General features: G+C 68.0%; 19 protein-coding genes and 3 pseudogenes. 14 read left to right on the top strand and 8 right to left on the bottom strand.

Annotated features, from left to right (window positions below; all coding sequences use genetic code 11):
- Positions 1-197 precede the first annotated feature (197 nt).
- From FNH08_RS01560 to FNH08_RS01520, 9 genes are all read left to right on the top strand, one after another.
- A complete protein-coding gene (locus tag FNH08_RS01560) occupies positions 198-1,517 on the top strand; it encodes an ABC transporter substrate-binding protein (RefSeq protein WP_152769398.1) in 1,320 nt (439 codons plus the stop codon).
- Between the two features lie 78 nt (positions 1,518-1,595).
- Positions 1,596-2,561, top strand: a complete 966-nt coding sequence (locus FNH08_RS01555) for a carbohydrate ABC transporter permease (protein WP_152769397.1) — start codon at positions 1,596-1,598, stop codon at positions 2,559-2,561.
- Complete coding sequence (locus tag FNH08_RS01550; protein ID WP_152769396.1) at positions 2,558-3,412, top strand: carbohydrate ABC transporter permease; 855 nt, start codon at positions 2,558-2,560, stop codon at positions 3,410-3,412. Before FNH08_RS01555 ends, FNH08_RS01550 begins: the two co-directional genes overlap by 4 nt.
- Before the next feature lie 65 nt (positions 3,413-3,477).
- Positions 3,478-5,493, top strand: coding sequence for a glycosyl hydrolase (locus tag FNH08_RS01545; RefSeq protein WP_152769395.1), 2,016 nt, complete (start codon positions 3,478-3,480; stop codon positions 5,491-5,493).
- A 79-nt stretch (positions 5,494-5,572) separates the two neighbouring features.
- Positions 5,573-6,901, top strand: a complete 1,329-nt coding sequence (locus tag FNH08_RS01540; protein ID WP_152769394.1) for an SGNH/GDSL hydrolase family protein — start codon at positions 5,573-5,575, stop codon at positions 6,899-6,901.
- Positions 6,902-7,221: 320 nt separating this feature from the next.
- On the top strand, positions 7,222-8,076 hold the full coding sequence (locus FNH08_RS01535; protein WP_228033799.1) for an SMP-30/gluconolactonase/LRE family protein: 855 nt from the start codon (positions 7,222-7,224) through the stop codon (positions 8,074-8,076).
- Positions 8,077-8,249: 173 nt separating this feature from the next.
- The gene (locus FNH08_RS01530) at positions 8,250-9,539 is read left to right on the top strand and encodes a cytochrome P450 (protein WP_152769393.1); all 1,290 of its coding nucleotides are present in this window, start codon (positions 8,250-8,252) and stop codon (positions 9,537-9,539) included.
- Complete coding sequence (locus FNH08_RS01525; protein ID WP_322723462.1) at positions 9,536-10,777, top strand: NAD(P)/FAD-dependent oxidoreductase; 1,242 nt, start codon at positions 9,536-9,538, stop codon at positions 10,775-10,777. The genes FNH08_RS01530 and FNH08_RS01525 overlap by 4 nt, the downstream gene beginning before the upstream one ends.
- 1 nt (position 10,778) lies before the next feature.
- Positions 10,779-11,102 (top strand): 2Fe-2S iron-sulfur cluster-binding protein, encoded by a 324-nt coding sequence (locus tag FNH08_RS01520; RefSeq protein ID WP_152769392.1) that lies wholly within the window; start codon positions 10,779-10,781, stop codon positions 11,100-11,102.
- Positions 11,103-11,176: 74 nt separating this feature from the next.
- On the opposite strand, the gene FNH08_RS01515 is transcribed toward FNH08_RS01520, so the two are convergent.
- Positions 11,177-12,019: an alpha/beta fold hydrolase gene (locus tag FNH08_RS01515; protein ID WP_152769391.1), complete on the bottom strand. Its 843-nt coding sequence runs from the start codon at positions 12,017-12,019 to the stop codon at positions 11,177-11,179.
- Between the two features lie 260 nt (positions 12,020-12,279).
- On the opposite strand from FNH08_RS01515, the gene FNH08_RS01510 reads away from it, so the two are divergent.
- Complete coding sequence (locus FNH08_RS01510) at positions 12,280-12,945, top strand: ThuA domain-containing protein (protein WP_152769390.1); 666 nt, start codon at positions 12,280-12,282, stop codon at positions 12,943-12,945.
- Between the two features lie 315 nt (positions 12,946-13,260).
- Here the strand turns inward: FNH08_RS01510 and FNH08_RS51455 are convergent, their stop codons facing one another.
- A complete protein-coding gene (locus FNH08_RS51455; protein ID WP_228033798.1) occupies positions 13,261-14,052 on the bottom strand; it encodes a CotH kinase family protein in 792 nt (263 codons plus the stop codon).
- Positions 14,031-14,414 (bottom strand): hypothetical protein, encoded by a 384-nt coding sequence (locus FNH08_RS51450; protein ID WP_228033797.1) that lies wholly within the window; start codon positions 14,412-14,414, stop codon positions 14,031-14,033. The genes FNH08_RS51455 and FNH08_RS51450 overlap by 22 nt, the downstream gene beginning before the upstream one ends.
- A 481-nt stretch (positions 14,415-14,895) precedes the next feature.
- Between FNH08_RS51450 and FNH08_RS53835 the strand changes: the two are divergent.
- Positions 14,896-15,636: pseudogene (locus tag FNH08_RS53835) on the top strand (ribosome-inactivating family protein); the annotation flags it as partial.
- A gap of 19 nt (positions 15,637-15,655) precedes the next feature.
- Positions 15,656-15,868: a hypothetical protein gene (locus tag FNH08_RS01495; protein ID WP_152769389.1), complete on the top strand. Its 213-nt coding sequence runs from the start codon at positions 15,656-15,658 to the stop codon at positions 15,866-15,868.
- Between the two features lie 176 nt (positions 15,869-16,044).
- On the opposite strand, the gene FNH08_RS01490 is transcribed toward FNH08_RS01495, so the two are convergent.
- A complete protein-coding gene (locus FNH08_RS01490; protein WP_152769388.1) occupies positions 16,045-18,255 on the bottom strand; it encodes an alpha-galactosidase in 2,211 nt (736 codons plus the stop codon).
- A 420-nt stretch (positions 18,256-18,675) separates the two neighbouring features.
- On the opposite strand from FNH08_RS01490, the gene FNH08_RS01485 reads away from it, so the two are divergent.
- A complete protein-coding gene (locus FNH08_RS01485) occupies positions 18,676-19,515 on the top strand; it encodes a class I SAM-dependent methyltransferase (protein WP_194238327.1) in 840 nt (279 codons plus the stop codon).
- Between the two features lie 568 nt (positions 19,516-20,083).
- On the opposite strand, the gene FNH08_RS01475 is transcribed toward FNH08_RS01485, so the two are convergent.
- Positions 20,084-20,914 (bottom strand): IS5 family transposase, encoded by an 831-nt coding sequence (locus FNH08_RS01475; protein WP_322723459.1) that lies wholly within the window; start codon positions 20,912-20,914, stop codon positions 20,084-20,086.
- 99 nt (positions 20,915-21,013) lie between these two features.
- Between FNH08_RS01475 and FNH08_RS01470 the strand changes: the two are divergent.
- A pseudogene (locus FNH08_RS01470) lies at positions 21,014-21,400 on the top strand (transposase); the annotation flags it as partial.
- A gap of 405 nt (positions 21,401-21,805) precedes the next feature.
- Here FNH08_RS01470 and FNH08_RS01465 read toward each other — a convergent pair.
- The 3 genes and pseudogenes from FNH08_RS01465 to FNH08_RS01455 all read right to left on the bottom strand — a co-directional run.
- Positions 21,806-22,030 (bottom strand): annotated as a pseudogene (locus FNH08_RS01465) (dihydroxy-acid dehydratase domain-containing protein); the annotation flags it as partial.
- Positions 22,031-22,362: 332 nt separating this feature from the next.
- Positions 22,363-23,370 carry a bile acid:sodium symporter family protein gene (locus tag FNH08_RS01460; protein WP_152769384.1) on the bottom strand — a complete coding sequence of 336 codons (1,008 nt, stop codon included), beginning with the start codon at positions 23,368-23,370 and terminating at the stop codon, positions 22,363-22,365.
- A gap of 47 nt (positions 23,371-23,417) precedes the next feature.
- The gene (locus FNH08_RS01455; protein WP_152769383.1) at positions 23,418-24,173 is read right to left on the bottom strand and encodes an SDR family NAD(P)-dependent oxidoreductase; all 756 of its coding nucleotides are present in this window, start codon (positions 24,171-24,173) and stop codon (positions 23,418-23,420) included.
- Positions 24,174-24,691 lie beyond the last annotated feature (518 nt).

Here is a 24,691-nt window from a genome sequence, read left to right as displayed (position 1 = left end):
GGTCTAGTTCTCATGACCATGTCCGGTGCGTCATCAATTCGCCCTTTTGATCCGACATTTATCTGACCGTGCAGCGACACTTGGTAACGATTATGTATCGCGGTGAGACCGATAGCTTTACCGGTTCATTTCCCCGGTGCCATAGTGCCGACAGCCCAAGGGCGGGCTGAGCCGCAATCTGGAAGGAGCTGGGGCACATGACGAGGAAGGTGCTGGCCTCCGCCGCACTGATCGCTGTCACGGCACTCACCGCTACGGGATGCACGGGGGCGGCTGCGCCGAAGGGAGAGACCGCCACCGCTGCCGCGGACCCGGGCAGCGTCTCCGGCACCATCACGGTCCTGACGCACCGGACGGACCTCGTGCAGAACGGCACGATGAAGAAGTACGCGGCCGCGTTCAACAAGATCTACCCCGACGTGACGGTGAAGTTCGAGGGCATCACCGACTACGAGGGTGAGGTCAAGATCCGCATGAACACCGAGAACTACGGTGACGTGCTGATGATCCCGAACACGATCGCCAAGAAGGACTACCCCTCGTTCTTCGCCTCGCTCGGCAGCTCCACCGAGCTGAGCGAGAAGTACCGTTTCACCGGCAACACGACCGTCGACGGCAAGGTGTACGGGCTCGCCACCGTGGGCAACGCCAACGGGTTCGTCTACAACAAGGCGGTCTGGAAGAAGGCCGGTATCACCGACTGGCCCACCAGCCCCCAGGAGTTCCTGACCGACCTCAAGGCCATCAAGGCCAAGACCGGTGCGGTGCCCTACTACACGAACTTCAAGGACCAGTGGCCACTGACCGCCGGCACGGCCAGCATCGGTTCGGTCAGCTGTGACGCCGAGGCCAACGACAAGCTGGCGACCTCCACCGCTCCCTGGGCGGAGGGCAGCGACCTCAACGTCATCGACTCCCTGCTCTACGACGTCGTCCACGACAAGCTCACGGAGAAGGACCCCACGACGACCAACTGGGAGAACTCCAAAGGGCTGATCGCACGTGGCGAGATCGCCACCATGCAGCTCGGCTCGTGGGCCATCACGCAGATGCAGGACGCGGCCGAGACCGCCGGCACGAACCCCGACGACATCGGTTTCCTGCCGTTCCCGGCGCAGAAGGACGGCAAGTTCTGCGCGATCACCTCCTCCGACTACCAGCAGGCGGTGAGCCTGCACTCCGAGCACAAGCCGGCCGCGCGGGCGTGGATCGACTGGTTCACCGAGAAGTCGGGCTTCGCCCGCAACGAGGGCTCGATACCGACGGCCAAGTCGGGGGCCCTGCCCGACACCCTGAAACCGTTCGAGGACAACGGTGTCACCCTCCTCGAACAGTCCCAGGCCAAGAGCGCCCAGGTCAACGCCATCGACAACGCCGCGGAGATCGGCCTGGCCAAGCCCGACTACCGGCAGAAGCTGGTCGACATGGCCCGAGGCGTCCAGAGCGGAAGCCTGAAGGACTACTTCGCCGAACTCGACGAGAAGTGGAGCGAGGCGGAGAAGACCACGGGTTCCTGACGGAGTGCGGCGCACGGGCCCGGTGACGGCCTCTCCCGGCCGGGCTCGACCGCGTCCGCGGACGACCGAAAGGCCGACATGACCCACACCGCACACACGCCCACCACACGCGTGGCCAAGGAGAGCACCGCCCCTCGCACGGCACCCCGGAAGACGGCGAAAAGCCCCCGTCCCAGGCGCGGAGTCCTGCGCAGAGCCACCCCCTGGCTGTTCCTGCTGGTCCCGCTGGCCCTGCTGATCACGTTCACCTACGTGCCCGTGGCGAACATGATCTATTACAGCTTCACCGACTGGGACGGCGTCAGTCCCGAGATCCACGTCGTCGGCACCGACAACTACACCGAACTCTTCACCCGGCCCGAGCTGTTCCGGGTGTTCCTGGTCAGCTTCTACTACCTGGCCGCGTCCGTCGTACAGATCGTCATCGCCCTGTACTTCGCCACCGTTCTCAGCTTCAACCTGCGCCTGCGCAACCTCTTCAAGGGCATCCTGTTCTTCCCCTACCTCATCAACGGCGTCGCCATCGGCTTCGTGTTCCTGTACTTCTTCCAGGACGGCGGCACCCTCGACTCGGTGCTGTCCTGGTTCGGCGCGGGCACCGACCATGCCTGGCTCGGCGACCCGACGTCCGCGAACGTCTCCCTGGCGGGCGTCTCCGTCTGGCGCTTCACCGGTCTGAACTTCGTGCTCTTCCTGGGCGCGATCCAGTCGATCCCCGGTGAGCTGTACGAGGCGGCCGAACTCGACGGCGCCACCCGGTGGCACCAGTTCCGGTATCTGATCGTGCCGAGCATCCGGCCGGTGATCAGTCTGAGCGTGATCCTCGCCGTGTCCGGGTCGCTGTCGGTGTTCGAGATCCCCTACATCATGACCGGCGGTGCCACCGGCACCACGACCTTCGTCATCCAGACGGTGAAGCTCGCGTTCCAGTTCAACAAGACGGGCCTGGCCTCGGCCGCGGCCGTCGTCCTGCTCCTGATCATCCTGCTGATCACCTGGATCCAGCGCCGCCTGGTGCCCGACGAGAAGGTGGATCTCGTATGACCACCAACACCGTGGACAGCCGTCGCCCCCGCGGCCTCGGCACGGTCCTGATCTATCTGTCGCTGGTCGCCGCCTCGTTGGTGGTGCTGGTCCCCCTGGTCGTCGTGTTCCTCACCTCGCTGAAGACGTCGAGGGAGGTGACGGAGGGGGGAGGGGCGTTCCGGCTTCCCGACGACTGGCTCAACTGGTCCAACTACACCACCGCGTTCCGCGACGGCCACATGCTGACGGCGTTCGGGAACACCGCCTTCATCCTGCTGTTCTCCATCACGGGCACCGTGGTCATCGGCTCGATGACGGCGTACGCGATCGACCGCTTCGATTTCCGGGGCAAGAAGCCGGTCATGGGCCTGTTCCTGGTCGCGACCCTGGTGCCGGGTGTGACCACGCAGGTCGCCACCTTCCAGGTGGTCAACAGCTTCGGCCTCTTCGACACCCGGTGGGCGCCGATCCTGCTCTACATGGGCACCGACATCGTGTCCATCTACATCTTCCTTCAGTTCATCCGCTCCATCCCCGTCTCCCTCGACGAGGCCGCGCGGCTCGACGGCGCGAACGCCCTCAGCATCTACTGGCGGATCATCTTCCCGCTGCTCAAACCGGCGATCGCCACCGTCGTCATCATCAAGGGCATCACCGTCTACAACGACTTCTACATCCCCTTCCTCTACATGCCCTCCGAGGAGCTGGGGACCATCTCCACGGCCCTGTTCCGTTTCAAGGGCCCGTTCGGCGCCCACTGGGAGGCCATCTCGGCCGGCGCGATCCTCGTCATCGTGCCCACCCTCGTCGTCTTCCTCTTCCTCCAGCGCTACATCTACAACGGCTTCGCTCGGGGCGCCACGAAGTAGGCCGGGTCACCCGTCAGGCAAGTCACCTCCCCATGCGAGAGATCGCCATGTCAAAGGAGACGTACATGCCCAACTCCCCGTTGAACCGCCGCACGTTCGTCCTCATCGGTGCCGGCGTCGCCATGGCGGCCGGCACTCCACTGCCGGTGGCCGTGGCGGCCACCCCCTCCCCGGCGCCCTCCGGCGCGCCGACGCCGGTCCGGATCGTCGACGACAGGGCGAACCCCGCCACCCGCGCGCTGTTCGCGTACCTGAGACAACAGCAGGGCAAGGGCATCCTCTTCGGCCACCAGCACGACCTCACCCACGGGTTCACCTTCACCACTCCCGACGGGAGGGCGTCCGACACCGAGGCCGCGGTGGGCGACCATCCCGCGGTCTTCGGCTGGGACACCCTCATCCTCGACGGCGGCGAACGTCCCGGCGACCCGGAAGGGACCCAGGCCGAGAACATCGCCGCACTCAGCTGGGCCATTCGTCAGGGCGACGCACGCGGCGGGATCAACACCCTCAGCGCCCACATGCCGAACTTCGTCACCGACGGGAACTTCAACGACACGGCGGGCCACGTGGTCGGCCAGATCCTGCCCGGAGGCGCGCGGCACACGAAGTTCAACGCCTTCCTCGACCGGATCGCGAAGGCGGTCAAGGGGGCGCGACGGCCGGACGGCACCGCGATCCCGGTGATCTTCCGTCCCTTCCACGAGAACAACGGGGGCTGGTTCTGGTGGGGCGCCGGTCACACCACCTCGGCACAGTTCATCGAGCTGTTCCGCTACACCGTCGAGTACCTGCGCGACACCAAGGGCGTCCACAACCTGCTCTACGCCTACTCCCCCAACGCGAGTTTCGCGGGCGACCCGACCGGCTACCTCAAGACCTACCCGGGCGACCGGTTCGTCGACGTCCTCGGCTACGACTCCTACGACCAGAGCGCCGGCTCGGCCGCCTGGCTGGACGGCCTGGTGAAGGACCTGGCGATGGTGGTTCGGCTGGCGAACGAGCGCGGCAAGGTGCCGGCCCTCACCGAGTTCGGGGAGAGCGGTACCGAGGGCCGCAATCCGAACTGGTTCACCGACCTGCTGCGGGCCATCAAGGCCAACCCGTTGGCCCGGCAGGCGACATACATGCTCACCTGGGCCAACTTCGGAGGCACCCATCGGGCCTATGTGCCCTATCCGGGACATGCCCTGCGGCCCGACTTCGTGCGGTACCACCAGGACCCGTACACCCTCTTCGCCGCCGATCTGAAGGGGGTGTTCTCCACCCGCGCCACCGCGGTCAGGAACGCCCCGTTCACGCATCTGGTGACCCCCACGGACCGGCAGCGCGTGACGATCTCCCGAACCACCGTCCGGGTGCGGGTCACGCCCTCGCACGCGAGCAGGGTCACCTACTCGGTGAACGGCGGGCGTCGCAGACAACTGCACCGCGACGCCGACGGCTTCTACTCGGGCAACTGGTCGATCGACCCGGCCTGGCTGGACAACCGCGCGGTCACCCTCACGGTGAGCGCCCAGGTGAACGGCGAGACCCTCACCGACTCGGCCCTGGTCCTCCTCGGCAAGGTGGCGGCCCTGCCCGCCGGCTGGGTCGACGACTTCGAGGCATACGCGGGAGACGACGTCTCCCTCAGCGAGGCGTACAGCCACGTCAACTCCAACACCACCACCCTGTCGACCGAGCACAAGTCCTCGGGTACGTACGGCCTGGCCTACGCGTACGACTTCACCGGCGCCGAGTACACCGGCATCGGCCGGTCGGTCGACGAGGACTGGTCGGCGTTCTCCTCCATGGCACTGTGGCTGCGGGGCGACGGTTCCGCGAACGCGGCGACACTCCAAGTCGTCGCCGACGGCGCCTACTTCGAGTACGGGATCCCGCTGGGCGACACGAGCGGGCGGGAGTTCACGGCGCCCTTCAGCGAGTTCAGGCCCGCCCCGTGGGACACCGCGCACGCCGGAGAGGTGCTCGACGCCGCGCATCTCGCCGAGGTGACGGCGTTCAACCTGTACCTCGGCCACAAAAGCGCCGCGGCGACCCGTGGCGTCGTGTACGTGGACGACATCAGGGCCCAGTAGAAGGCACCCGGAGATCACCGGTCCACAGCACTTCGCGTCCGTTCCGCACTGTCCAGTCACGTCGGAAAGGCAGGCACCCATGCACCCTCTCCTCGCCCGACTGCTCAGCCCGGCCCGAGTTCCCCTGACCGGCCGCGTCGCAGCCACTCTGGCCCTCGCACTGACCTCGTCGGTCCTCACCGCGTCCGCGACGACGGCGGTCGCCCCCGCCGACGCCGGGACGTCCGGACACCCGAGACCGAACGCCTGGTTCACGTCCTGGGCCAACTCCCAGCAGAACCTCGCCTCCGCCCCGCTGCGTGATCAGTCCGTGCGCATGATCAGCCACCTCAGCCAGGGAGGTGACGCGCTCCGGATACGTATCCAGAACACCTTCGGCGAGACACCCCTGACCATCGACGCGGCGACGGTGGCCCACAGCACCGGCAAGGACGCCACGACCGAAGGCAGCCCGCGTCCCGTCACGTTCGACGGCCGCCGCGAGGTGGTCGTCCCGGCCGGCGGCGAGGTGTGGAGTGACCCCACCCGGCTCCGGACCACGGCCGAGGACGACGTCGCGGTGTCGCTCTCCGTCTCCGGCACGGTGACTCCGGGCCAGCACGGAAGCGCCTTCCGCACCAACTACCTGACCCCTCCCGGCGCCGGCGACCACACGGCCGACACGAGCGGCGCCGCGTACACCCGGACGACCGGCTCCACCTACCTGGTCAGTGCCGTCGACGTCCGCAACCCCCGACTGCGGGGCAGCCTGGTCGCGTTCGGCAGCTCGGTGGTGGACGGGGCCGGGTCCACGAACTGCGGTCAGGACTGCACCCGGCCGGGCGCCAACCTCCGGTGGGCGGACAACCTCGCCCGGCGGATCACCGCGGAACTCCCGCCGACACGGCAGTTCGCCGTGGCCAACGCGGGCATCGGCGGCACCACCAGCGCCGCGACGTGCCCGTACATCGGCGAACCGTACAAGGGCCTGGACGCGCTGGCCCGACTGGACCGGGACGTGCTGTCGCTGCACGGGGTCACCGGCGTCCTCTACTACTACGGGACCAACGACCTCGGGGCCGGCTGCGATGCCGAGATGGTCCTGGCGAGCTACCGCGAGGTCTTCCGGCGCCTGCACGCCGCGGGGATCAAGGTGTACGTCACGCCCATCACACCCCGTCCGGGCTACACCGACCAGCACAACCGTGCCCGGCACGCCGTCAATACGTTCGTGTCCAAGTGGAACGACTGCGGCGGCACCTGCGACGGCGTTCTCCCCTTCGACCAGGCGCTGAAGGACCCGGTGAAGCCGAACAGCATCCACCCGCCCTACGACACCGGGGACGGGGTCCACGCGAACATCGCCGGCCAGCAGGCCCTCGCCGACATCATCTCGCTTCCGATGCTGGCGGCGTCGGCGCGCCGCTGACATTCCGCAGGGCGAAGTCGCTGCGCGCGGTCCACTGTCAGTGGACCGCGCGCAGCGCTGTGTGACGGCAGCGACGGTGAGGCGGGGCGCGGGTAGGCGTGCGGGCGCTCGCGTTCGGTGAGTTTGCGGGCGACCACGACTGCGGACGTTGCGGCCCTGCCCGGGAGGGAGCAGCGCGCCCGGAAAACTCCTCCGGAGCGTTGACTGAGATTCACCGGGGATGAGACGGTCACTCGTACTGGTCAATCGTCTTGAACAATCGTCCAACTCTTGCGGTCGGCAGGGATACCGACTCGGGCAGCCAGCGAGGAGCGACGGCCATGAAGCGGACAACATCGGTCGCGTTGAGCGGCCTCGGCGTTCCGGAGACACTGCGCTGGCACGAGGGGGCCCTGTGGTTCTCCGACCTCGCGCACGGCACGGTGCACCGCTGGGACGGCACCGGGCAGGCGGAGACGGTCGTCAAGGTTCCGGGCCGGGCCGGCGGGCTCGGCTGGCTCCCCGACGGGCGCATGCTCGTCGCCTCCATGGACGGAGGCATCGTCCACCGGCAGGAAGCGAACGGCGAATTCGTCGAGCACGCGGACCTGCGCCACCTCGTGGGCGGCCCCGTCAACGACATGCTCGTCGCCCCTCAAGGCCGGGCCTACGTCGGCAACTTCGGCTTCGACTACTACGCGTTCGTACGCGAGCGGCCGAACGCCCAGCTCTACGCGCCACCCGGCCCTCGCAAGGCCCCCCTCGCCTGCCTCGCGCCGGACGGGACACTGCTCGGGGTCACCGAGCCCCTGCTCTTCCCGAACGGCTGTCTGCTGACACCCGACGGCACCACCATGATCGCGGCGGAGACCCTGGGAATGCGGCTCGTCTCCCTCTCCGTCGAGCGCGACGGAACCCTGGGCCCGCCACGGCCGTGGGCGCCGTTGGTCCCGGCATGGTTGTGGCACGCGGTGAACCACCCGGACTCCTCGGCCGCGTCACCCGCGCCCTCTCGGCGCTCCTCGACCGGCCTTTCGTCGCACGGCGTTCCGCCTCGCCGATCGCCCCGGACGACATCGCCTGGGACAGTGACCGCGAAACGGTCTGGGTCGCGAACGCCCTGCGCGGCGAATGCGTCCGGGTGGCCGAGGGAGGCCGGGTCCTCGACCGGGTCGGGACGAGCCAGAACTCCCTGAGCTGTCTGGTCGCCGGTGATGACGGACGCACGCTCTACGCGGCGACCGTGCCGACCGACGACCCCGTCCGAGCGGCCGCGCTGAACGGCGGCCGTATCGAGATTTTCCGCCTATAGATCCCGTACCGAGCAGACCCGTCACCCAAGTTTTCCGAACGAAAGGTGTTGATCTCCATGCACTCCGTACCGCCGACGCCGGTGACCGAACTGCCCGCGCTGGAGGATCTGTTCACCTTCGACGAGTTCTCGCGCGACTTCGTCGAGGCGGCCCGCGAGTTGCGGCACAGGGCACGGACCAGTCTGCTCCGGGGGCCGGAGAACAGTCTCGTCGTCCTGCGCAACAGGGACGCCAGGGCGCTGGCGGCCAATCCCCAGGTGGGCAACATGCCCGCGGAGATTCTCTTCTGGATGGCGACGGAGATGGATCTCGGTTCCGGTCCCGTCACCAAACCCGAACCCGAGCAGACCGCCGGATTCGACCGGTTCCTGCGCAACCAGGTGTTCACCTCGAACCCGCCGCTGCACCAGCCCAACCGCAACATACTCGCCCGGCAGTTGATGCCCCGGAACATTCTGCCGTTCGCCCCCCTCGCCGAACGGCTCGCCCAGGAACTCGTCGAGGAGGCCCTGGAACGCCAACAGATCGACTTCGTCCACGAGTTCGCCGGCCGGTACGCCACCCGGTTCTGGGCCGGTCAACTGGGCATGACCAGAGACGAGGCCACGCACGTCCAGGCGCTCATGGAAGAGATGAACCTGACCTTCCTTCTCACCCGCTCGCCCGAGCAGTCGGAGCAGATGTTCTCCGGCGTTGACACCTATATGGACGTGGTGGGGGAAGCCGTTCGGCGGGCATGGGCCAAGGGGGACAACGAACTCCTCCACGCGATGGCGGCCGACCTCGCCAAGCTCGACATCGAGGGCAAGCCGGAGGACATCGGCACGTTCGTGGCGGCGAACTTCTTCGACGGCTTCCACACGGTCGCGGTGGCCCTCGTGAACGTCTTCTTCCGGCTGCTCGGCAACAGCGCCGCCCATGCCCGGGTCCGCGCGGAGCCGAGCCTGGTGACAAACGCGTTCCACGAGGGCACGCGACTGGAATCGCCCTTGATGGTCTCGCAGCGGCTGGCACTGCAGGACATCGAGTACGAAGGGGTGTTCATCCCCGCCGGCACACCGGTGGTCATGGTCTGGGCCGCGGCGAACCGCGATCCCGAGGTCTTCACCGACCCCGACGACTACCATCTGGACCGCCCCGTCCAGCACGGCACCACCTTCGGCGGCGGAGCCCATCTGTGTCCGGGGCGGAACGCCGCCCGCATGCTCACCGAGATCGCTCTGACCACGCTGACCGCACCCGACCTCGATGTGGCGCTGGTGGACCACGAACACGCCTGGGTACCCAACTCGTTGATGCGGCATCTGACGGAACTGCCGGTCACCGTCCGACGGGTGAGCCGGTGAGAACCGTCGTCGTCGTGGGAGCGGGCCAGGCGGGATCGGAGCTGGCGGTGGCCCTCCGGCAGACCGGCTTCGACGACCGGATCGTCCTCGTCGGCGCCGAGCCCCATCTGCCCTACCAGCGCCCGCCGTTGTCCAAGGCGTTCCTGCTCGGCAAGGTCGGTCAGGAGACCCTGCGCGCCCGGGCCCCCGAGGCCTACGCCAAGGCCGGCATCGAGTGCGAACTCGACACCTCGGCGATCGGGATCGACCGTTCGACGGGGTCGGTCGTCCTGGCCGACGGGCGGCGGCTGCGCTACGACAAACTGGCTCTCACCACCGGTGGCAGGCCCCGCGACCTCCGGTTCGGCCCGGACGACATCGCGGGCCGGGCCCTGCACACCCTCGACGACGCGCTGGCGCTGCGGGAGCGACTGCGCCACGGAGGCCGGATCCTCATCGTCGGAGGTGGCTTCGTCGGCCTTGAGGTGGCAGCCGCCGCAACCGGCCTGGGGATCGCGGTGACCCTGGTGGAGGCCCAGCCACGCGTCCTGACCCGGGCCTGCCCACCGGCCGTCTCCGGGTTCGTCGAACGGGAGCACCGGGCGCGGGGGGTCGACCTGCGCACCGGTGTGTCCGTCCGCCGTCTCGCCCGCCGCGGCGGCGGCGTTCTCGCGGAACTCTCCGACGACACCGAGGTCGGGGCGGACCTCGTCCTGACCGGCGTGGGCATCGCCCCGAACGACGCGCTCGCCGCCGACGCCGGACTGGCCGTCGACGACGGCGTGCTCGTCGGCTCCCTGGCCGGCACCGACGACCCCGACATCGTCGCAGCGGGCGACTGCACACGGCAGTGGAACGGTTTCCTCGGCCGCCTGGTACGGCTCGAGTCCGTCCAGAACGCCACCGACCAGGCCAGAATCGCCGCCCGTACCCTGTGCGGGAAGCCGACCGAACGCTTCGCGGCCCCCTGGTTCTGGTCCGATCAGTACGACCACAAGCTCCAGATGGCGGGCGTTCCCCAGGCCGGTGACACAGCGGTCGTACGGGGCGATGCGTCGTCGGGCTCGTTCAGCGTGGTGTATCTGCGTGACGGCACACTCACTGCTCTGCACGCGGTCAACCGGCCGAGGGAGTTCACGGCCGGCAGGCAACTCGTCACGGCCCGGGCCGCCATGACCCCGGCCGAAGCGGCATCCGAGGACATCCCTCTCTCCGACCTGATGAAGCGACAGCAGCGCATCGCCGAAAGGACCATCTGACATGCCACTGATCCGGTTCGTCGAGGCCGACGGGACGGCCCACACCGTGGACGCCGCCGTGGGCCAGAGCCTCAAGCAGGCGGCCCTCGACCACCTCGTACCCGGCATCATCGGCGACTGCGGCGGCTGCGCCTCCTGCGGGACCTGTCACGCCTACGTCGACGAGAAGTTCCTGCCGTCCCTGCCCCCCGCCGACGGCAACGAGGACATGATTCTCGACGGGGTCCCGGCAGCACGCGCCCACAACAGCCGCCTCACCTGCCAGATCCCGGTGACCGACGACATGTCCGGCATGGTCGTACACATTCCGGACGCCCAGCTCTGACATCCCCTTGGTGGTGAACCGCTGTCGGCGCGGACCGCGTCGACAGGGCGTGTCCGTCGCCGCCACGCCTGCTGTCAGCCCAGCTTCGTGACGATGTCCGCGACCTGGTCCGGCACCGACAGGAACGGTGAGTGGGATGCGTTCAGCGCCACCACGGAGGTGGGGTTGTCCGGGAAGGCGGCGTCGGCTTCCGCGATGAGCCGGCGCTGCACCGCCGGGCGTACGGCCATGTCCTGCGCGCAGGTGACATATGTACGCGGAATCGATCCCCAGCCACTCCGGGTCAGGGTGGTGGCACCCAGCGCGATTCCGGCCGGGGCATCGGGCGACAGCAGACCGAGTGCGGCGTCGGCGACGACCGGATCCACGTCGCCGAATAGCGCCTGGCGCAACTGCTGCCGGTAGGCGGCGTCCTCCGACGCGAGATCGAAGCGCAGCGCGCCGATCACAGCGGGGTCGGCACGCAGCGACGGCATCACGAGCTCGCCCTCGTTCTCGGCCGACTGGATGTACGCGAGAGCCGGGACGTCCGAGGCCGGCATGAACGCCGTCAGGTACACCATGTGTCCGACCAGCTCCGGTGCCTGCTGGGCCGCTCGTGTCAGTACGGTGCCGCTCATGCTGTGGGCCACCACGGTGACCGGGCCTCCGCGGCCGACCTGCCTGATCTGCGAGACGAGAAGCTCAGCCGCTTCGTCCAAGCCGACACTCGCCACCGGAGAGACCTCCGTGGCGACCGCGTCAGGATCGAAGGGGCGCCGGGAGAGACACTCCGGCCGACGGGCGTTCAGCCCATGCCCCGCCATGTCGACCGCGGCTGCTTGCCGACCGGCCGCCGTCACCCTGGCGATGACCTCACTCCAGCACCAAGCACCGTGCCAATAGCCGTGCAGGAAGAGCAGTGGGGCGGAGGTCATGGCCACTCCTTGGTTCGGGCCGACGCGGGGCCAGGATCTGGAGGCGGGCGCTCCAGGGGAGACCGGCGCCATAGTGAAGGAATTTTCACTTGGAGAACCATCACAGACAGGGTGATCCACATCACTCACTTGTCAGGCTAGCCTGCTCGCGCAGGAACCCCTGCCGAGGTCAGCCGACCCGGGACACGGATCGTCGACATGCGAGATGCCGCCTCGGGAGCCCTCAGGACATGCGGAGGCCTGGCCCTAAACTCGGCGGTATGACCATCCGCCTGCTCGTGTACACCCGTACCACCGGCTACCGCCACGACTCCATCCCGGACGCGGTCACCGCCTTGCAGGCCCTGGACGGTCTCATGGTCGAACACAGCGAGGACCCGGCGGCCCTGGAGGCCCCGCTGGAGGGATACGCGGCGGTGGTGTTCCTGTCCACCAGCGGCGAGGTGCTCACCCCCGCCGGCCGTGAGCGTCTCGCCGAGTACGTCGGCTCCGGTGGCGGCTTCGTCGGCGTGCACGCCGCGGCCTGCACGGAGTACGACTGGCCGTACTACGGCGGCCTGCTGGGCGCCCGCTTCGACCGCCACCCCGTCCACCAGCCCGGCAAGGTGGTGGTCGAGGACCCTGACCACCCCGCCACGCAACACCTGCCCACCGTCTGGGACTTCACCGACGAGTGGTACGACTTCCGCAGCAACCCCCGCGAACGGGTCCGCGTCCTCGTCCGCGCCGACGAGTCGTCGTACGAAGGCGGCGGGATGGGCGACGACCACCCCCTGGCGTGGTGCCGCGACGAAGGCGAGGGCCGCGTCTTCTACACCGCGCTCGGACACGCCTCCGAGGCCTACCGCGACCCCGACTTCATGGCCCATCTGCTGGGTGGGATCGCCTGGGCGGCCCGAACCCGCCCGGAGAACAGGCACGCCTGACGATGCCTGGGGCCCGGCTCCGTCGAGCCGGGCCCCAGGGGCGGGAGTCGTACTGCCGTGTGATCAGCTGTTGCTGGTGATCACCTCGTGGTCGGCCAGGGCCTTGGTGCGCGCTTCGATGGTGGAGCCCAGTTGCTCCGCCTTGTCGGTGACGTCCGTGCCGACGGACTCGGCGGTCTCCGCAAGGTCGGCCAGGGCGTCGAGCGCCGTGCCGGACCCGAAGAACGCCTGGTACAGATCGGCGTACGCCTGCTCGTAGACCTCGTCGAAGGTGTCCAGCTCCAGGAAACGGTCCTTGAGCGGGGTGACCGGACATCATCCCCGCGGCGCCTCCGCCCTGGCCGCCTTGGCCTTCGCCTCCGCCGGGGAGCCGCCCTCGGGCATCTCCATGCCGTCGGCGCCCCCCATGCCGCCCATGCTGATCTCGTCCTCCGGGCCGGCGTCGGTGCTTCCGCTGAAGGTCGCGTTGAAGTCCCAGCCCAGGACCGTGAACTTCTTCGTGTCCAGGTCGTACCACAGGTAGTAGTTGCGGCCCGGTCCGCTCATGTCGTCGAAGTTCAGGAGCAGGTTCTGGGTGGCCGCGTACTTGGCGAAGGACTCGACGTCGAGGTGCTCCTCGAGGTCTTCGGCGAACTCCTCGTCCGAGGCGGTCTCCACCCACTTGATGAGGTCGATGACCGGCTGGAGGTTCTGACTCCTTTTCTTGGTCACCTGTTTGAAGCTGTCTTCGTACGCGGTCGGGTCATCGCCCTCGTAGGCGAAGCTGCTTGAGGCGTAGGACTTGTAGAGCACGCCGTTGTCGCCGAGCGTGTGCTGGACGTAGCCCTTGTCCGGGTTCTCCATGAAGAGCCGGGTGGCCGCCTCACCGTTGTTGACCGTGACGGTGCTGACGCCGTAGCGCAGGCCGTTCTGGTCGGAGGAGTCCAGGAGTTCGAGCGAGACGGCCTCGTTCAGGGGGAGGTTCTCGTCGCTGCCGGGACGCAGGGAGAACTGCTGGTGGCCCTGGTAGGCGCGGCCCTCGACATACTCGTCGATCTTGATGAGCCACGGCAGCTCCTGCGGCTTGTCGGCCGAGAGGCTGACGCTCAGCAGGCCTTCGCCCGCCATACCGCCACCCATACCGCCGCCGCCCCGCCGCCGGAGCCGTCACCGGCGAGCGAGCGCAGGGTGGAGTTCCCCTTCAGACGGATACCGACGCTGTCGATGAACGTCCCGTCGATGGTCAGATCGGCCTTGATGTACTCCTTCCCGTTGTCCTCCCTGTACATGTCGATCATGTCCTGATAGCCGTCCTCGCCGAACTCCAGTTGGACGGAGTGCATTTGTGAGGTGTCGTACAGATCGACCGTTCCGCCGATGTTCTGCGTGATCCGGTCGCCGTCCTCCGCCGAGGCGCTGGTGACCCAGGGCGTGACCCGGGCGTCACCGAAGAGGATCAACAGGATCGAGAACCCGGCGGCGAGGAGCACGGTCGATTTCCAGTGGTGCCGCAGGCGCAGCGGTTCGGTGTCCCGCCAGATGTAGCCGACAGCCAGGGACTCCTGGCGGCTGGGCCAGTCATTCGATGGAGCGCGAAGAGCGGTTCGCGGCTGCCACCCGCTTCGTTGGAGTGGAGTGCACAGCGCAAGCAGGTCCCGACAAGATCGATCGACATGACCGAGCGAAGGTGCGCTCATCGCAGCGATCCTGCCGATGCGAGGATTTCATCCTGATTGCCCAAATTCGCTACCCGGGTCTACCGGTGAGGGCGCCCGAAATAGGTATCGGCCCCGTGCGAACTACGCATGTGCCCGGGTGGCTCCGCGGCGATCCTTCTCGATGTGACGCGCACCGACCGAAAACGGCTGCGGGGCCCGGCCCCTTGGCTCGGCCCGATCGCAGGGGCGCGGATGACCACGGGAATCGAGCGCACAGAGATCCGCGTGTCGAGAATCAGGAGACTCAGAAATCATGGCCGATTCGTTGAAGAACCCCGCATTCATGCGGGAGCCCGAAGGAACTCGTACCACCCCATGGGTATCTCGTCTCGCATCACGCAGGCGAATAACCTGCACCCTCGCCGCCACCGCGGCCGGTGCAGTACTGCTTGCCGGGCAGCCCGGAACAACCCTGGCAACGCAGGCGGACGCCCCCAACAAGACGATCCACGCCCAGACTGTCGCCGCCAACGCGATCAGCACCAACATATCGATCAACCTCGGCGGCACTGCGGCACAAGCCAGGGACTCGTACATCGCGGGCATCAACGCCATTCGGAACCGGGTGAGGGCGAGCACGCTGTACGACTCGGTCATCGCGGAGGTCCCGAGCGACCACAACGACTATTTCGGGGTGCACCTTCAGGCAGCGACCGGGGCACCCCAGCTGACCCTGGTGATGAACACTGCCAACCTGTACGTCTACGGGTGGTACGACCACGCGGAGAACATCTACTACAACATGAACAACGGGGGTCCCAACAACCCTGTGAATGCCGCCCAGGTGGCTACGACCTGGATGCGTCAGGCGGACTACACCTATCTGGCGCGGACCGGGAACTTCTCACGGGAAGCGCTGAACATCTCCCTCCAAACCATCCGGGGGGCTATCAACGGCCTGCAGAACGCCAACAGCACCTTGGAGCAGGATGCCACGTCAATCACCACGCTCATCACGGCATTCGCCGAGGGCGCTCGATTCGACGACGTCGGCGGCGGGATCGCCTCGATCCTTGGAGGGAACCGGCGGCTACCAGCTCGGCAGCCAAGGCGTCGCGCTGACCAACAACTGGGCCACCATGTCGAACTACCTCCGCAGCCGCCTCCAGGACGGGCGGGCGGTGGACTACTGGCTCGGCGGCCGTCACTACACCACACTGCAGAGCATCGCCTCGTCCCTGGCCGTGGCGTACATGGCCGTCTGGTGGCAGTACAAGGCACCGTGACGCTTCCCCAGACCGCTCCACCGGGCGTCTGTCCCTCACACGGCCGCCCGGTGAACATCGGCCACGTTCGCGGGCCACCGTGCAACACCCTCTGTCGTAGGTCAGTTCAGCCAGGAGGTTCACCCCGGCCCTGTCCCCGGCATGCGGTGAACCGCGGCTCTTTTCGGGACCCCAGGTCAGCCGAGCTTCTCGCCGAAGGCGAGGAGCACCGCGGACCGTTCGGCCGGCAGACGCGCGCCCAGGACACGGCCCTGACCGTCCCAGGCGCACGTCGGCCGGGGACCGGCCGTGAACAGCACCCGTGGTGCCTCGTCCGTCGCGGTCACCCAGGGCAGCGGGAGGGTGACCGACTCCGGTGCGCCGTCGCGGCGCCACAGGGCCAGCAGGGTCGTACCGTCGTCGGTGCTCAGGGCCAGGGCGAGCCAGCCGTCGCGCCAGCCGGGAAGGCCCAGCGGCCAGTGCGGCCGGGCGTTCGGCAGCAGGTGGCGGTAGGTCTTGTACGTCTCCACCGCCCGCCGCACCACGACGGCCTGTCCCGGCGTCAGCTGGTCGGGACGCCCGCTGAGGTGGACCCGGCCGAGCATCGCCGACACCAGGACCATGCCGAGTTCGGCCTCGGTGTGCTCCGCGAGCGGGTAGGCCCAGATCGCGCCCTGCTCCGGGGTGACCGCCGTGGGAGCGGCGGCGGCGATGGCGGGCAGCAGGCGGAAGTCCTGCTGGTCGGTGACCGAGTGGATGGGCAGCCGGGAGAGGGTGGCGTGGTCGGTACGGCTGCCGCCGGCCGCGCAGCTCTCCAGGACCAGGCCGGGGTGCCGGTCGAGGACGCCGTCGAGCCAGTCGAGGTAGGCCCTGTTGTGCCCGAGGAGGCCCTCCCCCGGTCCGTCGCCCGTTCCGGTAACGGGGCCGTCCGTGCCGGGGCCGATGTCGATGTTGTAGTCGAGCTTGAGGTAGCCGACCTCGTACTCGCGCACCAGCCGGTCCACCACGGCGTCGAGGTGGGCGCGTGCGGCCGGGTGGCGCAGATCGAGCTGGTGACGGCCCCACTCCGTAAGCCGTACGCCGTCCCTGCGGAAGAACGCCTCGTCGGGCAGGGCGGCGGCGACGGGGCCGCGCACCCCGACGACCTCCGGTTCGAGCCAGAGCCCGGGAACCATGCCGGCCCCGCGGATGTGGCCGAGTACTTCCTTCAGTCCGCCGGGGAACCGTCGGGCCGACTCCTCCCACTCCCCCGGTGCGTCCCACCAGCCGGGCACCCCGCCGGGGCCGACGACACCGGGCGGTTCGTCGTCGAACCAGCCGGCGTCGATGCAGAAGTACTCGGCGCCCGCCGCTGCCGCCGCGTCGACCAGCGGCAGCAGGGCCTCGGTACTCGGCTCGCCCATGAGGCTGTTCATGAAGTCGTTGAAGACGACCGGCAGACCCTTGAGGTCGGGATGGGGCCGCCGGGTCGCCCGGCGGTGGCGGGTCATCTCGGTGATCGCGGCCTCGAACCCGCCCTCCTCGACGAACGCCACGGCGACCGGGACGGTACGGAAGGACTCGCCCGGCGCGAGCCTGCGGCGCCACTGGTGCTCGCGGTCGGTGGGGCCGGACAGGGCGATGTACACATCGCCGAAGCGGTCGGCGACCTCGGCGTGCCAGGAGCCGTTGTGCTCGATCTGCCACAACAGGGCGCGGCCGGTGGCCGTCTCCTCCAGGCAGCCCATCGGCAGGTACTCGGAGGAGGACCAGGAGCCGGTGCTGGTGACGGCGACGCGGTTCTTGGAGCCGGTTTGGCCGAACGGCACCATGCCCACGTCGTACATGCCGCGCTCGGCCAGGGTGGCCCGGGACCAGCGGAACTCGCCGCTCCAGGGGTTGGCGGCCAGCCACAGGGAGAGGCCGTCCTCCCAGCGCCGGTCCTCGGCGAGGTGGCGGGCCAGGTTGGAGAGGGCGAAGGAGGACACGTACTCCAGCGTGAGCGGGCCCTCACCGTCGTTCTCCACGTGCGCCTCGGTGCTCAGGACCGGCAGCCCCTCGCGGATTCCGCAGGAGACGGTGACCCGCAGACCGGTGCTCTCGTCGGCCATGCGTACCCGTAGGGTCCGCAGGTCCTCGTCGCCCATCCGCTTCCGGTCCTCCTCGTGGCCGGCGTAGCGCAGCGCGCGTGCGGCGGCGCCGTCCACATGGCGCTTGCCCGAGGTGCCGATACGTCCGCTGCCCGCGAGCTGGATCTCGACCAGGGGCAGGGCCCGGTGCGCGAGCCGGGCACACAGCTCCGGTTCGCGTGCGGGGTCGGGCAGTTCGTCGGGGCTGCCCGCCGCCAACAGTCTTACGGGGCCTGCGGGGGCGTACGAGAGGAGCAGGGACAGTTCGTCCGTGCCCCAGCGCAGATAGGTGACGGACATGGCGGCAGGCTCCGGGGGCATCAGAGAAAGAAAGCGCTTACCGTCGAGGGACAGTAGTTGCGGTACCCCTCTCCCCGCAAGCGGGGCCGCCGGGACAGTAGTGCGTCTTGACCTGAACGGGCTGCCCGGCAGCCTGGAACGGGACAGCGACGCCGTGATCGCCGCGCCCACGCTTCTGTACATCAACGCCCCCGACGGTGTCACCACGAAGACGAGGCGGATCGCGCGCCAGATGTGCAGACGAGCAGGCTTCGCCCACCAGGCCGACGAGAGAAGGACAGACCCGCACGACGTCCGGGCGCCGTGGAACCCCGGCGCACCCGCAGCGACACGCGAACGCCCCACCCGTCCTGTTTGTCTCGTAAATCAGAGGCATTTTCCCCTGCTCTCGAGTCACCTGCACTTCCTACCATGAAGGGTGTGAGCGAGCCCGAGACGTTTTCAGCGCATTCTCCCAACGATCGCGAACGTTATGGCGACGCGGTCTTCACCCAGGACCTCGATGACGAGCCAGCCCGCCTGGCGGCACTCAGCAGCACCTACGACCACATCAGCAAAAGCCAGATCCTCAGGCTCGATCCTCAGGCTGCATGGCGTTGTCTTGATGCCGGCTCCGGACCAGGCGTCCTCGCCGCATGGCTGGCCACGCACGTCCCCGATGGGGAGGTCGTCGCGGCGGATCGCGACGTACGGCTGCTGGAACAACTGTCCGCTCGCCACGACAACTTGCGCTCCATGAAGGTTGATCTCACAGACCGAGATTCACTTTCCGCACTCGGGACCTTTGACCTGGTTCATGCCCGGTTCGTGCTCATGCATCAACGGACATGGCCCGAGATGATGAGTGGACTGGCCTCCCTGGTGGCCCCCGGAGGCTGGTTGGTGCTCTCGGACTTCGTCGACCTGAGCACCGACCTGATCGAGCCGACGCCCTACCGGCGCGTGATGTCTGCCATGTGGGACGTACTGCGCTCCACCATCGGCACGGACATCTCCTGGGTCCCCACCACTCCGAGTCTGCTTCGGAAGGAGGGCCTGTGCGATGTCCGCACCGAAGTCTTCCTGCCCTCCGCCGACCACCGTTCGTCGGCAGCGCGCTTCTGGCGGCTGACCTGGGGCCAGCTGCACGATCGGCTACTCACTCATTCCGACCTTGACTCCTCGGTACTGGCCGACGCCCTGGCCTCCTTCAGCGACCCCGACTTCACCGAACTCTCCCCCGGCATGATGACCACGATGGGGCGGCGTCCCAGTGGCTGACGCTCACGCATTGAAGCCGTTTCAGGGGTATCGCACTGGCGCCCTCGCGTAGTCGGGAGTCGCGTATTCCTCAGAGGGCGGTATGAGACCTGATGCCCGATTCTTCGTTTCGTGCGGGACAAGCGGGCAGGTCGTGGCGACGTCGGTCGGCTACGGCCGGGGCTGGGTGAACAAGCCTGGCTCGGTCTCGGCCAGGATTCCGCGGTCGGCCAGCCGCTTGAGCTTGAGGCGGACGTTGTTGATGTTGTTGGGCGCGACCGGCAGGTCCATCGCCTCGCACACCTGCCGGGCCCGCAGCGGATGGTCGGCCGCGTGAACACCGCCATGATCTGCTGATAGGCCGGATGATCCGGCAGCTTCGATGCCGGCGGCGCGGGTGGTTGCGGGTCGGGCAGCCCCAGCAGTGTCTTTCGGGTGATCCGGACTTCTTCGGCGGCCCGGCCGAGTTCGTCGAGCTGTGCGGTCAGCTGCGTGATCTGTTCCCGCGTCGTCTCGGCCTGCGCGGTGATCTCGCGTTCCCGCTCCTCCAGCCGTGCCAGCACCGCGCCGAGGGTCAGCTCCCCGCCGGTCATGCGGTGCGCCAGGTCGGCACGGTCGCCGAGGTCAGCCGACGCAGTATCACCGCGGTCATCGCCCAGTACACCCGCGACTCCGAACTGCGGGGCAGATGCTCGTAGTCGCGCACCAGCCTGCGGTGCAGCATCAAGATCCCATAGGCGCGCTCCACGACCCACCGCTTGGCCTGGGGAACGAACCCGGTCTGTGCGGGATTGCGCTCCACGACCTCCACCTCGATGCCCACCTTCTCCCCGTGCGCGACGACGGCGTTCTTGAAGCCCTGGTCGACCAGGGCCTTCTCCACGGTGTCGGTGTCGGCGGCGACCTTGTCCAGCAGCGCGATGCCGACGGCGTTCTCGTGCGCCGACGCGGCCGCCACGACTACCGCGATCACCAACCCCAGAACGTCAACGGCCAGGCCGCGCTTGCGGCCCGGTACTTTTTTTGCCGCGTCACGCCCCGTCGACTCAGCGGGCACTCCGGCCGCCGCGTGCACGCTCTGGGTGTCGAGCACCACCAGGCTCGGGTCCGCCTTCCGACGCGCCATTTCCCGCACCTGCCAGCGCAGCAGGTCGTGAATGGTCTGATCGATGCCGTCGTCGCGCCAGGTGTAGAAGTAGTACTTCACCGCGCCGGGCGGCGGAAAGTCGTGTGGGAGCAGCTCCCACTGGCAACCGGTCCGGCCCTGGTAGAGCAGTGCGTTGACGATCTCCCGCATCGCGTACCGGCCCTGATGGCCGCTGACCGAAGGATGAGCGGCCTTCCACGCGGTGATCACTGGCTCGACCAGCATCCACTGCTCGTCGCTCACGTCGGTCTTGTAGGGCTTGCGCTCACTCACGACGACCAGCCCAACATGCCCATGGCCGCCGACCGGCCGGGATGCCGCACCGCCACACGTTCAGGTGACGACAAAACTCCTATGCACTCTCATTCCGCCCTCTTACTGCTGGTCATGGTGACCGCCGCCAGCGTCTCGGACAACGCGGCCGGTATCCAGCTCCTCACCCGCGTCGCCGCCGACCACCCCACCATCAGCAAGGCATGGGTCGACACCGGCTACAAGAAGAAGGCCATCGAGCACGGCGCCTCGCTTGGTATCGACGTCGACGTCGTTCCACGGAACGAGCAGGTCAAAGGCTTTTCCGTGATCCCGCGGCGCTGGGTCGTGGAGCGGTGTTTCGGGTGGATCATGATGCACCGCCGCCTCGCCCGCGACTACGAGACCAAACCGGCGCACTCCGAGAGCATGATTCGCCTCGCGATGATCTCCAATCTCGCAAAACGAGCGACGGGTGAAACGGTCATAAACTGGCACAACCCATGAACTATCGCTTCTTCAAGCAGGACGCCCTCTCAGAGGCGCAAGGTGTTCGATGAACCGACCGCCTTCCCCACCGAACTCGACACCGCAGCTTGCTGCGTTGGCAACGTGAAGTGTCAGGCGCATCCTTACCAGGATGCGCGCTTGCTCCCCACACGATCACGCTCCTGCGGGCCCTGCTCGTCCTACCCAGTAGCGAAATCTCCCGATGACGGACCACTGTGGGTGGCCAGTTGGATCTCTCCGCCCGCAGCCGTCTGATGGCAAGTCAGCTGGACACGGGAAGAGTGACTGTCAGTGACTTGGTTCGCGCACGTCAGGTTGTTTTCCGGCTCTCCCGATGAGGTACGGCTGGGTGGCGGGACGGTGAGGAAGGTGGTGGAGAGCTCCTGCCTGGCAGGGAGAGGTCAGGTCGCGGGAGGGCAGGGAGCAGAGCATGCCACCGTGGCCCATGGCGATGCCATCGTCGACGGTGGTCGTGCTGAACTCGCGGGTCACGCACCTGCTGCCTTGATCGCCTCGGAGACGATCCGGCCGACGGCACTCGGTGAAACTGTTGGCGACCGCGGTGATCGGCTTCCGATGTCGGCGCTGTCCACGCCGGAGGCGCATGAGGGCGCGGGCGCCAGCCATGTTGCGTCCGTGGGGACCATACGTGCCCCGGGCTCAAGCACTGTTGCTCCGCTCCCTGCCGTACCGTCGGAGGAGGCGTGTCATCAAGGTGCTAGTGGCCGGGCACGGTAGGGCCTTCCCGGCAGCAACCCCTGGCTGTCTCGGGGCGGTTGCGGGCAACGAGTTCGCCTGCTTCAGCCTCACGCGCATCCTCCGATACGCAGAACCGAAAAGAGGCAAACGTCCCAGATCCTGCGGTCGTTGCACAGGCCGGGCCTGACGTCGCCGCGCATTTCGGTGCGGGAAGCGGTGCGTATTCGGGACGTCAGGAACGGGGACACCACCGGCCCTGTCTACCGGGGGCGCCGAGCGCCTGTGCGGCGGTTCATCCACGCCGCAACCAGAGCGCCGGACACGTTGTGCCAGACGGAGAAGACCGCGGCGGGGAGGGCTGCCAGAGGCGAGAAGTAGGTTGCGGCCAAAGAGGCGGCAAGGCCGGAGTTCTGCATACCCACCTCGAACGTCATCGCCCGGCTCGAGGCGGTGTCCATCCCGGCAAGCCTGGCCGCACCGTATCCGAGACCGAGGCCGAGACCGTTGTGCAGCACGACGGCGAGCAGTACGACGGCCGCTGCGCTCTTGATCGCGGTAGCGCTGCCGGCTATCACGATGAGCACGATCGCGGCGACCGTGACGGCGGACAGCCAGGGCAGCACGGGCAGGCAGCGCTGCACGAGCCGGGAGGCCAGGACCCGTACGAGCAGTCCTGCGAGGGCGGGAACGAGCACCGTCTTGAGAATGTCGGTGACCATGGGGCCGGCCTCGACAGCGAGGGAATGCCCGGCCAGCAGCTGGGCGAGAAACGGCGTGGCGAGGGGGGCGACCAGCGTGGAGACCGTCGCGATGGACATCGCGAGCGCCACGTCCCCCCGAGCCAGGAACGTCACCACGTTGGATGCCGTGCCGCTCGGCGCACAACCGACGAGAATGACTCCGATGGCCAGCTGTGGGGAAAGGTCAAGGAGCTGAGCGATCGCCCAGCCGAGACCGGGCATGATCACATAGTGCGCGACCAGACCGATAGCGACGGCCCAGGGGCGCTTGACGACTCCGCGAAAATCCTGCGAGGTCATGGACAGGCCCATGCAGAACATGATCAGGCCGAGCAGGTAGGGGATGACCGGCTTCGCATCGATGAACGCTGACGGCATCGCCAGACCGACGCCGCCCGCCACGAGCACGAGCAGCGGAAAGACGGTGACGGCACGGCGAGCCAGCCGATCCGCGTGGGCCGGGTCCTCGTGGGGGTCCAGGGACGATCCCGGGGAATCGGGGGCTGCTTCAACGGGCTGATGACCCATGTCGTCTTACCTCCAGGTGATGGTGGTCGGGGGGGATGGAGAAGGGCTCAATCTGCTGCCGGGCGCAAACGCAGGCCCGCCATACCTCCGTCCACTGCGATGGCTGCCCCAGTGACCGAGGCAGACGCTGGGCTGGCCAGGTAGGCGACAGCGGCAGCCACCTCCTGCGCGCTGACCAATCGCCCCATGGGCTGGCGAGCGTTGAGGGCTGCCCGCTCGGCCTCCGGGTCGTCGGCGGCCGCCAGCAGCCGGGCGACCCACGGGGTGTCCGCCGTACCGGGGTTGACGCAGTTCACCCTGATGCCCTCATGAATGTGGTCGGCGGCCATCGCCAGGGTCAGTGAAAGAACGGCTCTCTTACTGGCGGAGTACAGGGCGCGCTGAGGCAGACCGGCGGTGGCCGCGATGGAGCAGGTGTTGACAATCGCCGCATGCGAGGACTCCCGAAGATACGGGAGGGCAGCCCGCGTTGCGCGCACCATCCCGAGAACGTTTACGTCGAGTATCTGGTGCCATTCCTCGTCGGGATTGTCCTCGACAGTGCCGACAGCGCCTGTCCCGGCGTTGTTCACCAGAATGTCCAGGCCGCCGAACTGGCCTGCTGCTTCGGCCACCGCACTGCGCACCTGGGCATCGTCCCGGAGGTCGGCCTGCAATGCGATCAGCGACGCATCGATCCCCGACCGGTCGCGATCAAGGACGGCGACCTGCGCGCCCCGCAGTGCCAGCAATTCGGCGGTGGCGCGACCAATACCGGAAGCACCACCGGTGACCAGGGCCCGGAGGCTCCTGAACTCGTTCATCGTTACGACCTTTTCTTCGTGACTATGGGGAGAGTGTTTCCGCTGATCTTTGAGTTCCTCCCACGCAGTGGACCGCGTCGTCCAGATCCGCGCTGCCGGCCGGCAGCGCCTCGGCCTGACCGCGGCGAACAAGGTGCTGACTCGCCGCAGCGACCTGGTCGACCGTGGCCGGAGCCCCCGGCCAAGCCCCGTCCGCTCACTCGTCCTGAGTGCGGCACGTCCCGAGGCATGCCTGGCAGCCCGCTCGACGATGTCGCTCACGAAAGGGAGGCGGTGACGGCGCACCAGGTGCCGCGCGCCGCCCTGCGTGGTGACGACCGCGTCCACATCCGCCTCTCCTCCCGGTAGAACGCGCGGGCCCACGCCACCGGCGGGCTCCGGGTACTCCAGCGGGCTGGGCAGGCACTGTGGTGGCACCACCGTCCTGGCCGCCGACCACCCCGATGTCGTCCTCGTCGAGCCGTATCCGGCCGGCACCTGCGCGCACCACATCGACATGGCGGCTATCAGCCGCTTCC

Source organism: Streptomyces spongiae (assembly GCF_009377185.1).
Lineage (GTDB): Bacteria > Actinomycetota > Actinomycetes > Streptomycetales > Streptomycetaceae > Streptomyces > Streptomyces spongiae.
Note: the sequence above shows the minus strand (reverse complement) of the source record. Positions and strands in the feature narration are given on the sequence as shown.